The following is a 10,300-nucleotide window of genomic DNA, read 5'->3' as shown; positions in this document are numbered from 1 at the left end:
TTCGCCGACATCTCCCCCGCTGCGCGGGACAGAATTTCCCCCGTCCTTGCGAGGAGCCCACAGGGCGACGAAGCAATCCAGGGGGAATGGGCGCCATCCTCGTCACCAACGGAGAGACACCCGCGCATGGCCCCTGGATTGCTTCGTCGCTGCGCTCCTCGCAAGGACGGGGAGGGCCGGACCTCGCACCGGAACCCTCTCCCGCGCAGCGGGGGAGGGCCAGGGAGGGGGCGGCCGAGCGGCGCAAACCGCAACAATGGAGCCGTCGGCATGGCCCCTCTGTCGGCTTCGCCGACATCTCCCCCGCTGCGCGGGACAGAATTTCCCCCGTCCTTGCGAGGAGCCCACAGGGCGACGAAGCAATCCAGGGGGAATGGGCGCCATCCTCGTCACCAACGGAGAGACACCCGCGCATGGCCCCTGGATTGCTTCGTCGCTGCGCTCCTCGCAAGGACGGGGAAAGACGCCCTCGACCCACCGCCGTCATCCCGGGCGCCGAAGGCGCGGGAAGGGGATCCGGGGGGCTTGGCGCAAGTCTCTCAAGCGGCAGGCCTGGCAGGCCCGGCGTGTACGGGCTGCGCGAACCGGGCAAGCCCGGAGCGCGGCCCCTGGATCCCCTTCCCCTCCGCGGCTTCGCCGCACGGCCGGGGATGACGCCGGCGAGTGGGAGGGCGAGGTCGCCGCTTGTCGCGGGCGAGGGCCTCGCCCTTGTCTGTCCCTACCACCAGCCCTTTTTCGGCGCCGGGGCCGGTTGGGGCTCGGCGGCGAAGGGGTCGTTGTCTGGGTCGACGGTCTCGTCCATGCCCTCGCCCTCGGGCGTCATGGCGGCGCCGGGGGCGCCGAGGTTGAGGGGGCCGCCGTGGCCGCCCGGCATGGCCGGGTAGGTCGCGGGCGCCGGGGCGTAGAGGCCGCCGGTCCCGGAGGCCGGGGCGCGGGTGACCCCGCTGTTCTGCCCGTAGGCCGGCGCGGCGCCCATGGGGTAGGGCTGGGCGGCGGGCAGGCGCTGCGGGGCGGGCTCGCCGTAGCGGGGCGGTTCGCCGTAGCGAGGCGGTTCGCCGTAGCGCGGATCCGGGTAGGGGCGGGCCTGGCCGTAGGCGCCCGGCGGTCGCACGGTCATGGCGCCGCCGGCGCGGGCCAGGGCCGCGACCCGGGGCTCGAACTTGAGGACGGGCTTGCACACCCGGCGTCCGCCGGCGTGGCGGGCGAGATCGAGGTGGAAATGGTTGTCATGCTGCGGATAGCCGGGGCCGAGCACGGTGGTGAAGCGCTCGCAGGAGGCCACGAAGACCTCGCGCAGGAACTCCTGGTCAACCGGCTGGCCACGCCAGCCGCGCAGGACGCTGACCTCGCGGCCGTCGGACAGCTTGAAGGCCATCACGTCGACGGCGTTGCCGAAGGCGTGCTCGGATTTCGGGCCGCCCTGCCGGTTCATGACGCCCCGGCAGGAATACGAGCCGGCCTTCAACTCCACCACGCGGCTGCCGTAGTAGAGCTCGGCCGCGGGCTGCACGACCTCCTCCACCCAGCGGTCGATGACGGGGATGACCGGGCAGGCCCAGGTGGCCTTGCTGGACAGGGCTACGGTCCCGTCCGCCACCGCCGAGACCCGGAACGGCTGCAGCATGCCGCAGGAACCGGGGCCGGAGATCTCTCGCGCAGGCTCGACATAGGCCGAGACATGGACGGCCTTCGAGGCCAGGCAGGCTTGCTCCGCCTCGTCACGCCAGGGCGCGCGCTGCTCGTAGACGAACATGCCGCAACCCGACAACAGACCGAGGACGGCGGAGCCGACTAAAGACAGGGCTACTCCGCGTCGCATGATCGGGACAATGCGACCGGATTCTTTAAGGATGATAAAGAAGCCCGGACCCGTGTCCCCGCCGCATCAGGAATCTTCCCATGACGCTTCGCATCACGCTCGCAGGCTCCACCGGATGGGTGGGCAAGGCCCTTGTGGCCGCCATCGCCAAGGCCGAGGACATGACGCTGGTCGCCGCAGTGGCGCGCTCGGCTGCGGGCCGGGACGCCGGTGAGGCGGCGGGCCTGCCTGCGCTCGGCGTCACGGTCTCGGCCACCCTGGAGGAGGCGCTCGCGGTCCCGTCCGACGTGGTGATCGACTATACCAAGCCGGAGGCCGTGAAGGCGCATACGCTCCTGGCCCTGAAGGCCGGCCGGGCCGTGGTGATCGGGACCTCCGGCCTCGGGGCGGACGACTTCGCCGAAATCGAATCCGCGGCTGCGGTCGCCGGCAAGGGCGTGCTCGCGGCCGGCAACTTCTCGATCACGGCGACGCTGCTGAAGCGCTTCGCCCTTGAGGCGGCGCGCTACGTGCCGGACGTGGAGATCATCGACTACGCCAGCGCGGGGAAGTCCGACACGCCATCGGGCACCGGGCGGGAGCTCGCCGAGACCCTGGCCGGCGTGCGCCAGCAGGGAACGGCCAAGCCCGTCGCTGAGCTCGGCGGCATCCCGGCGACGCGCGGGGGCTCCGTGGGCGGGCCGATCCCGGTGCAGGTGCACTCGGTGCGCATGCCGTCCTTCGTGCTGTCGTGCGAGGCGGTCTTCGGCGCGCCGGACGAACGGCTGGTGATCCGCCACGACGCGGGCTCATCGGCGGCGCCCTACGTGGCCGGCACGCTGTTCGCGGCCCGCAAGGCGGTGGAGTTCACCGGGCTGAAGCGCGGGCTCGACACGCTGCTGTGACGGGACGCAGAGGACCGGAGCGCTCGATGAGGCCCGCGGGATGGGCGACAACGGGATTGGATCATTTCCACAGCGGAAAAACTGCTCGGACCAGGGTGGTTAACCGACCGTGAATGTTTGTGTCGAAATTGCGTCCGGCGCGTGTAAGCTCCTGCCTGCGCCGGGCGCGAGCGCAAGCGGTCGAATCATGCCTGGACGGAGGCGGCCCCGAGCAGCCCGGCGCCAATGAGCGGGGGAAATGGCCATGTGGTCACAAGTCTATAATCCGACCGGGAGCGCCGTGCTCTCGACGCTGCTTGCCGCCCTGCCGGTGGTGACGCTGCTCGTGCTGATCGCCTGGGGCAAGGTCGAGGCCTATGTGGCGGCCTTCATCGCCCTGCTGGTCGCCCTGGGGGTGGCCATCTTCGTGTTCACCATGCCGGCCGGCGTCGCCATCCGGGCTGCGGTCTTCGGGGCCGTGACGGGCCTCTTCCCGATCGGCTGGATCATCATCAACGTCATCTTCCTCTACCGCCTCACGGTTGAGAAAGGCTGGTTCCAGATCCTGCAGCAGTCGATCGGCGGCATCACGCCGGACCGGCGTCTGCAGCTGCTGCTGATCGCCTTCTCGTTCGGCGCCTTCTTCGAGGGCGCGTCCGGCTTCGGCACCCCGGTGGCGGTGACCGGCGCGATCCTGATGGGGCTGGGCTTCTCGCCGCTGGCGGCCTCCGGCCTGTCCCTGATCGCCAACACGGCCCCCGTCGCCTATGGCGCGCTGGGCACGCCCATCCAGGGCCTCGCCACCGTGACGGGGCTCGACCCCTACCTGCTGGGCGCCATGGTGGGCCGGCAGCTGCCGTTCTTCTCGCTGATCGTGCCGTTCTGGCTGATCTGGGCCTTCGCGGGCTTCCGCGGCATGATCCAGATCTGGCCGGCGATCCTGGTGTGCGGCGTATCCTTCGCGATCCCGCAGTACGTCGTATCCAACTTCGTAAACCCCTGGATCGTGGACATCGCCGCCGCCATCGTGTCGATGGTCTGCCTCGTCGGGTTCCTCAAGGTCTGGCAGCCATCCGAGCTTTGGCTGTCGCCCAAGCTGCGCACCCGGGACGACTCTGCGGCCACGGCGCCGCCGACCCCGGCGGTGGCCGTCGAGAACCCCACGCCCGAGCAGATCCGCATGTCGTGGGTGCCGTGGGCGATCCTGTCCGTGGTGGTCATCATCTGGGGCGGGCAGTGGTTCAAGAACATCGTCAACCCGGTCTTCACCTGGAACTACCCGGTGGAGGGCCTGCACAACATGATCCAGAAGGTGCCGCCGGTGGTCGCCAAGCCCGCCGCGGAAGGAGCCGTGTTCGCGTTCACCTGGATGTCCTTCACAGGCACCGGCATCCTGATCGCGGCGATCATCTCGGGCTTCGTGATGGGCTTCGGCCCGATCCAGCTGGTCCGGGCCTATGGCAAGACGCTGTGGGTGGTGCGCTACTCGCTGATGACCATCATGGCGATGCTCGCCATCGGCACGCTCACCCGCTACTCGGGCCTGGACGCCACCCTCGGCCTCGCCTTCGCGGCCACCGGCGTGCTCTACCCGTTCTTCGGCACGCTGCTCGGCTGGCTGGGCGTCGCCCTGACGGGATCGGACACGGCTTCGAACGTGCTGTTCGGCGGCCTGCAGAAGATCACCGCCGAGCAACTCGGCCTGTCGCCCATCCTGATGGGCGCGGCGAACTCGGCCGGCGGCGTCATGGGCAAGATGATCGACGCGCAGTCCATCGTGGTGGCCTCCACGGCGACCAACTGGTTCGGCCACGAGGGCACGATCCTGCGCTACGTCTTCTGGCACTCCATCGTGCTGGCCTGCCTCGTCGGCTGCCTGGTGATGCTGCAGGCCTATGTGTGGCCGTTCAGCGCGATGGTGATCCACTAGCGCCGAAGGCGCCGCCTCTACGGCGGCCTGGGTTAAACAAGGGCGCGCCGGTGTGGCGCGCCCTTTTTCGTTCGGGGAGCGGCCAGCCGGGTCAGCCTGGGGGCGTGCGGCGGAGGCTGGCCTGGGGGCAGGGCGTCGCTGTCGGCTGCCAGGAGGGGACGTTGATCACCATGACGCAACGGGCGATGCGGGAGCCCTCAGGCGTCCGCAGGCAAGCCGTCTCGCCGATTTCGAAAGTCCGGCCCTGGGCCCGGCAGGTGCAGGGCGGCAGGGGCGGGTCTGGCCGCCACGGCGCGAAGCGGCCCTCGGCCGCCGCCGGGGCGGCGGCGACCAGAACCAGCGCGACCGTTCCGGCCGCCCGCGAGGGACCGAACCGCAGCATCGCGGCAGCATAGCACGAGAACGTGACGGCGCCGCAGCGCCGTCGGGCTCACTCAGCTGCGAGGGGAAGGCGCGCCATGGTTTGGGCTGTAACGGGCCCGGGCGCGTGGGCCTGGACCTCCTCCGGCTCGTCCCGCGGGCCGACGAAGCGGCCGAAAGCCCAGCGGAACAGCCGGCCGACATCGTCCATCACCAGGTAGACCGCCGGGACGAAGACCAGCGACAGCAGGGTCGAGACGATCAGGCCGCCGATCACCGCGACCGCCATGGGCGAGCGGAACTCGCCGCCGTCGCCGACGCCCAGCGCGCTCGGCACCATGCCGGCCGCCATGGCGATGGTGGTCATCACGATGGGGCGGGCGCGCTTGCGGCCGGCGTCCACGATGGCGTGGACGCGGTCGACGCCCTTGCGGCGCTCCTCGATGGCGAAGTCCACCAGCATGATGGCGTTCTTGGTCACGATGCCCATCAGCATGAGGAGGCCAATGACTACCGGCATGCTGATCGGCTTGTGGGTGACCAGCAGGGCCAGCACCACACCGCCAAAGGAGAGCGGCAGGGAGAACAGGATGGTGATCGGCTGGAGGAAGCCGCCGAACAGGATCACCAGCACGCCGAACACCATCATGAGCCCGGCGCCCATGGCGGCCGCGAATCCCTGGAACACCTCGTCCATGATCTCGGCGTCGCCCGAGGTCCGGATCTGCACGCCCGGCGGCAGGTTGCGGGCCGTGGGTAGCTTCATGACCTCCTCGATCACGCCGCCCAGCGCGTCGGTGCCGTAGAGGTCGGCCTCCAGGGCGACCTTGCGGACGCGGTCGTAGCGGTCGATGGCGGTGGGGCCCTGGCCGAAGTCGATGTCCGCGATGGCGGCGAGCGGGACGGCCGCGCCCTTGGCGGTCGGAACCTTCAGGGCTTCCAGCATCGCCTGGTCGCCCCGGTAACGCTCGTCGAGCTGGACCCGGATCGGGATCTGCCGATCGCCGGCCGTGAACTTGGCGAGGTTGGCGGAGGCGTCGCCCAGGGTCGCAACCCGGATGGTCTCGGCAATCACGTCGGTGGAGACGCCGAGATCGGCCGCGAGCGCGGAGCGGGGACGGATGCGGATCTCCGGGCGGTCCAGGGCGGCGGTGGAGACCACGCCCTGCAGGGTCGGGATGCTGCGCATCTCGCTCTGGAGGCGGGCGGCGATGTCGGTGACCACCTTCGTGTCGTCGCCGGTCACCAGCAGCGAGAGGCCGCGCTGGCCGTTTTCGTTGAGGCGCCAGGCGCGGATGTCCGGGATCTGGGCGAGTTGCTGCAGCAGCTGCCGCTCGAGTTCGCGCTGGGACAGCTTGCGCTCGTCCTTGTGGACGTAGTTCACGACGAGGGTGGCCTTGCGGACCTCTCCGGCGCCCGAGGCAGGGCCGCCCTGGGGCAACCGTCCGCCGTCGACGAACACGCTCTTCACCTCCGGGGTGCGTCGCAGGAGGGCCGTGATGCGGTCGGTGACCGCGCGGGTGTCCTCCAGGCGGGAGCCGGGGGGCAGCTCGACCACGAACAGGGAGCGAGCCGTGTCCTCGCCGGGGAGGAAGCCCGAGGGTAGCAACTGCGTGCTGTAGAGCGACCCCGCGAAGAGCGCGAGGCCGATCGCCAGGGTTGCGAAGCGATGCCGCGCGGACCAGCTGACCAGGCGGGTGTAGCCGCGCATGATCGCGCCTTCCTTCGGCTCGGCATGCGCCTTGCCGCGCATGAAGTAGGCCGCCAGCATGGGGGTGAGCAGGCGCGCCACCAGCAGGGAGAAGAACACCGCGACGGCCACCGTGAGGCCGAACTGCTTGAAATACTGGCCGGCGATGCCGCCCATGAAGCTCACGGGCGCGAACACCGCCATGATGGTGAAGGTGATGGCGATCACCGCCAGGCCGATCTCGTCGGCGGCCTCCAGGGCGGCGCGATAGGCTGACTTCCCCATGTTGATGTGGCGGACGATGTTCTCGATCTCGACGATGGCGTCGTCCACCAGGATGCCGGTCACCAGCGTGATGGCGAGCAGGCTGACGAGGTTCAGCGAGAAGCCCATGGCGTCCATGGCCCAGAACGTCGGGAGCACGGACAGGGGCAGGGCGATGGCGGCCACCAGGGTGGCGCGCCAGTCGCGCAGGAAGACGAGCACCACCAGGATGGCCAGGACGGCGCCCTCCAGGAGGGTGTCCATGGCCGAATGGTAGTTGCCCAGCGTGTAGTTCACGTAGCTGTCGATCAGCGACAGCTTCACGTCCGGGCGCTTGGCCTGGAGCTGGGCGATGCGCTTGGCGACAGCCGCCGACATCTCGGCGTCGCTGGCGCCCTTGGAGCGCGAGACGGAGAAGCCGACCACCGGCTCGCCGTTGAAGCGCGCGAACGTGCGGCTCTCGGCGGCGGAGTCCGTCACCGTGCCGAGCTCGTCGAGGCGAACCTTACGGCCGCCGGGCAGGGCGATGCTGGTCGCGGCGAGATCCTCGACGCTGCCGGCGCCGGCCAGGGTGCGGATCGACTGCTCGCCCGAGCCGAGCTCGCCACGGCCGCCGGCGAGGTCCACGTGCGTGGCGCGCAACTGCCGATTGACGTCGGCGGCGGTGATCCCGAGCGACAGCAGGCGATCGGGGTTCAGGGCGACGCGGATCTCCCGGTCCACCCCGCCAATGCGCTCGACTTTGGAGACGCCCTTCACGGCCTGGAGTTCGCGGGCGACCACGTCGTCCACGTACCAGGAGAGCTCCTCCGTGGAGAGCGTCGGGGCCGAGGCCGCATAGGTCACGATCGGCAGGCCGGCGATGTCGACGCGCTGCGTGATCGGCTCGTCGATGGAGCGGGGCAGGTCGGAGCGGATCCGCGCGATCGCGTCCTTCACGTCATTGAGCGCGCGGTCGCTGTTGACCTCGAGGCGGAACTCGGCCGTCGTGGTGGACACGCCGTCGCTCACTGACGAGATGACGTGCTTAACCCCATTGATGCCCGAGATGGCGTTCTCGACCTTCTTGGTGACCTGGGTCTCCAGTTCGGCCGGGGCCGCGCCCGATTGCGTGATGGTGACCGAGACGATCGGAATGTCGACGTTGGGGAAGCGGGTGATCGGCAAAGCGCGGAAGCTGACCACGCCGAGGATCAGCATGACCACGAACAGCGCGATCGAGGGGATCGGCTTCCGGATCGCCCAGGCGGAGACGTTTAGGGTCATCACTGCGCTCCGTTCGCCTTGGGCGCGACCGTCTTGGCCGCGTCGATGACGCGGACCGCGTCGCCGTCGCGCAGGAAAGCGCCGGCGCGCGCCACCACCGCTTCGCCGTTCTGGAGGCCAGAGGCGATCTCGGCGTAACCGCCGGACACGATGCCCACCTTCACGGGCCGCACCTCGACCTTGTCGTCCCGCACGACCTGGACGGTCGCGCCGGCGTCGCCGAACACCAGCGCGGAAGTGGGCGCCGTCACGGCCTCGCGCTGCGCGACGATGATTTCACCCCGGGCGAAGGCGCCGACGCGGAGCGACGGGTCCTGGGGCAACTGGATGCGGACCTTGCCGACGCGGGTAGTGCGGTCGACCTCTGCGGGGAGCAGGCGCACCCTGCCCTGCAACTCCTTGCCGTCGCGGACCTTGACGATGGCCGGGGCCCCGGGGGCGAGGTGGGCGAGGTGCATCTCCAGCACATCGGCCTCGAGCTCGACGTCGCCATTGGCGATGATGCGGAACATGGGTTCGCCCGCCATGGCGCTGAGCCCGCCAAGCTTGACGCTGCGGCGGCTAACCACGCCTGCGGCCGGGGCCTTGATCTCGGTGCGGGCTATGCGGAGCTGCAGCTCGGTTCGCTGAGCCAGGTTCTGGGCGCGGTCGGCCTGCGCGAGCGCCAGGCCGTCCTTCGCGGCGGCGAGCCGCGCGTCCGCGGCGCGGGCCGCGGCGATGCGCTGGTCCAGCACCTCCTGGGTGACGTTGCCCCCCTTCACGAGGGCCTGGGCGCGGCCGAGCGCGGCCTGGGCCTCGACCTGGGCGGCTTCCGCCTGGACGATCTGGCTGCGGGCCTGGGCGATGGCCGCGTCCGCCCGGGCGAGGGCGGCGTCGTTCTGGGACATCTGCGCGTCCAGGGTGTCCCTGGACAGGCGGGCCAGCACCTGGCCGGCCTTCACTGTGTCGCCCTCGTCGGCGAGGAGCTGGGTGACCCGCAGGCCGTCGATCTCGGCCGAGACCAGCACCTCGTCGCGCGCGGCAAGCGTGCCTGACACCACCACGCGGTCCGTCATCTCGCGACGGGCGGCCTGGACCACGGATACGGCCGGGATGGACATGGATTGCTGCGCAGCCGCCTCGGCGGCCTGCGCCGCCGGGGCCAACGGCGCGGCGACGACGGGGGCGAGCGCGATCAGGGCGAGGGTGCGGAACACGGTCATTGCGAGGCCCCGGAGGGAGAGTGAGAGGTCTGGATGTGGCCGGCGAACAGGGCGCGGAACACCCCGAGCGCCATGGCGAGCTCGCGCTCGCCGTCGAAGTCGGGATCGAGCGCCTTGCGCTTGAAGAGGCCGTCGGCCACGGTGAACAGGACGCGTACAGCGCCGTCCGGCTCGACGGACGGCGGGATGTGACCCGCCGCCTTGCCGCGCTCGATGATCTGGAGCATCAGGCCGCGCAGGACGCCGTCCACGGCGCCGCAGCAGCTGTTCACGGCGGGATTGCGGGTCGACTCCGCCCAGATTTCGACCAGCATCACCGCCTTCTCGCGCGGGGCCACGACGAAATGCTTGCGCCCGAGCGTCTCGAGCGCGCCGAAGAAATCATCCGAGCCAATGACGGCGTTGAAATCCGCGGCGACCTCCTGGCGATCGCGCTCGGACAGGCCGGCCACGATGGCGTCCTTGGACGGGAAGTAGCGGTAAAGGTTGCCGGCGCTCATCTGCGCCTCGGCGGCCACGTCCTGCATGGTGGTGCGGTGGAATCCGGATCGGACGAAGCAGCGCTCGGCGGCATCCAGGATGCGGGCATGACGTTCGGCGGCGGGGTCGGGGGCGGCGGACATCTGGAACTCGTGAGAATGAACGTTCATTCTCATAGGCTCGTCATGACGTTTCGTCAATCTCGACGAAGAAGGCCGCGCTGCCGGATGTACTTCTCTCGTACGTGAGGCGCCTCGTCGCGGATCGCATGTGCGGGAGCTGGTCCATCCGAACGGCTGCCGCGGCGGCCAAGCTTGCCAGATCGCCATTTTCTGATGCGCGACAGGCGCACGGGTTGGATGCGCTGGTAAGGGTTTCCCGTGTAGATTGTGGTTCTATGTCAGCAGGCCCGCCCGTCCGGCGCTC

At 70.1% G+C, this 10,300-nt stretch carries 7 protein-coding genes; 2 read left to right on the top strand and 5 right to left on the bottom strand.

Going from position 1 to position 10,300, the window contains the following annotated elements; genetic code table 11:
* Nucleotides 1–718: 718 nt before the first annotated feature.
* Nucleotides 719–1,753 carry an extensin-like domain-containing protein gene (locus tag SLNSH_RS21990; protein WP_245422453.1) on the bottom strand — a complete coding sequence of 345 codons (1,035 nt, stop codon included), beginning with the start codon at nucleotides 1,751–1,753 and terminating at the stop codon, nucleotides 719–721.
* A 146-nt stretch (nucleotides 1,754–1,899) separates the two neighbouring features.
* Here SLNSH_RS21990 and dapB point away from each other — a divergent pair, with 146 nt between their 5' ends.
* Entirely contained in the window at nucleotides 1,900–2,703 is an 804-nt protein-coding gene (gene dapB / locus SLNSH_RS21985; RefSeq protein WP_106340015.1) for a 4-hydroxy-tetrahydrodipicolinate reductase, read from the top strand.
* A gap of 244 nt (nucleotides 2,704–2,947) precedes the next feature.
* The gene (locus SLNSH_RS21980) at nucleotides 2,948–4,612 is read left to right on the top strand and encodes an L-lactate permease (RefSeq protein ID WP_106340023.1); all 1,665 of its coding nucleotides are present in this window, start codon (nucleotides 2,948–2,950) and stop codon (nucleotides 4,610–4,612) included.
* 91 nt (nucleotides 4,613–4,703) lie between these two features.
* Here SLNSH_RS21980 and SLNSH_RS21975 read toward each other — a convergent pair whose 3' ends face one another.
* From SLNSH_RS21975 to SLNSH_RS21960, 4 genes are read right to left on the bottom strand one after another with little or no spacing between them, the layout of a single operon-like run.
* Nucleotides 4,704–4,994, bottom strand: coding sequence for a hypothetical protein (locus SLNSH_RS21975; RefSeq protein WP_106340013.1), 291 nt, complete (start codon nucleotides 4,992–4,994; stop codon nucleotides 4,704–4,706).
* A gap of 48 nt (nucleotides 4,995–5,042) precedes the next feature.
* A complete protein-coding gene (locus SLNSH_RS21970) occupies nucleotides 5,043–8,192 on the bottom strand; it encodes an efflux RND transporter permease subunit (RefSeq protein ID WP_106340011.1) in 3,150 nt (1,049 codons plus the stop codon).
* Nucleotides 8,192–9,394: an efflux RND transporter periplasmic adaptor subunit gene (locus SLNSH_RS21965; protein ID WP_106340009.1), complete on the bottom strand. Its 1,203-nt coding sequence runs from the start codon at nucleotides 9,392–9,394 to the stop codon at nucleotides 8,192–8,194. The genes SLNSH_RS21970 and SLNSH_RS21965 overlap by 1 nt, the downstream gene beginning before the upstream one ends.
* Complete coding sequence (locus SLNSH_RS21960; protein ID WP_158266853.1) at nucleotides 9,391–10,044, bottom strand: TetR/AcrR family transcriptional regulator; 654 nt, start codon at nucleotides 10,042–10,044, stop codon at nucleotides 9,391–9,393. The genes SLNSH_RS21965 and SLNSH_RS21960 overlap by 4 nt, the downstream gene beginning before the upstream one ends.
* Between the last annotated feature and the right edge of the window lie 256 nt (nucleotides 10,045–10,300).

It is taken from the genome of Alsobacter soli, from assembly GCF_003004785.1.
GTDB lineage: Bacteria > Pseudomonadota > Alphaproteobacteria > Rhizobiales > Beijerinckiaceae > Alsobacter > Alsobacter soli.
The sequence above is the reverse complement of the archived record's forward strand: the minus strand, read 5'-3'. Positions and strand labels throughout refer to the sequence as shown.

Bases quoted from the DNA above. Each gene is read 5' to 3' on its own strand.
- SLNSH_RS21965 (WP_106340009.1), bottom strand. From the start codon at position 9,394: ATGACCGTGTTCCGCACCCTCGCCCTGATCGCGCTCGCCCCCGTCGTC.
- SLNSH_RS21960 (WP_158266853.1), bottom strand. From the start codon at position 10,044: ATGAACGTTCATTCTCACGAGTTCCAGATGTCCGCCGCCCCCGACCCC.
- dapB (WP_106340015.1), top strand. From the start codon at position 1,900: ATGACGCTTCGCATCACGCTCGCAGGCTCCACCGGATGGGTGGGCAAG.
- SLNSH_RS21980 (WP_106340023.1), top strand. From the start codon at position 2,948: ATGTGGTCACAAGTCTATAATCCGACCGGGAGCGCCGTGCTCTCGACG.
- SLNSH_RS21990 (WP_245422453.1), bottom strand. From the start codon at position 1,753: ATGTTCGTCTACGAGCAGCGCGCGCCCTGGCGTGACGAGGCGGAGCAA.
- SLNSH_RS21975 (WP_106340013.1), bottom strand. From the start codon at position 4,994: ATGCTGCGGTTCGGTCCCTCGCGGGCGGCCGGAACGGTCGCGCTGGTT.
- SLNSH_RS21970 (WP_106340011.1), bottom strand. From the start codon at position 8,192: ATGACCCTAAACGTCTCCGCCTGGGCGATCCGGAAGCCGATCCCCTCG.